1 protein-coding gene is annotated in these 519 nt (G+C 50.3%); it reads left to right on the top strand.

All coding sequences use genetic code 11. The annotated features are described in order from the left end of the window. A partial coding sequence (locus tag J5M67_RS27805; protein WP_207888595.1) for a tetratricopeptide repeat protein occupies window positions 1-519 on the top strand: 519 nt, incomplete at both ends.

Genomic DNA, 519 nt, shown 5'->3' with positions numbered 1-519 from the left:
CAGCTGCAGCCAACAGACACGGCAGCGCAAATAGCGTGGGTTGATGCATTATTGGCGCTGGGCCAAGACGACAAGGCGCAGGCGGTTTTGGAAACTGTGCTGCGTGTTGATCCACAGTCAGCCCCTGCCCACGGAAAAATGGGGCTGCTTTATCAAAAACAAGGCAATATTCAACAAGCCCTGCACAGCTACGCCAGAGCTTTAAAACAAGAGAAATTCAATCCAATTTTTTTAGAAAAATTTGGCTCTTTACTACGGGCACAAGGTGACCAAGACGGCGCACTGGTCTGTTTTAAAGCCGCTGTGGATGCAAGTCCAAATTCTGCAGAGTTATTGGATGCCTATGGGGTTACCTTGCGCAACCAAGAGCGATTAGGGGCTGCGGAAAATGCTTTTAGGCAAGCTTTAAAAATTCATCCTGGCTACACCCAGGCGCTGCGCAACCTGTGCCATTTACTGGAAGTGCATGGTCGATTTGCCGAAGCCGAAGCCGGTTTGCTGCGCTGTGCAGAAATCGAC

The organism is Pseudomonas sp. 30_B (assembly GCF_017491605.1).
Classification (GTDB): Bacteria; Pseudomonadota; Gammaproteobacteria; order Pseudomonadales; family Pseudomonadaceae; genus Pseudomonas.
Note: the sequence above shows the minus strand (reverse complement) of the source record. Positions and strands in the feature narration are given on the sequence as shown.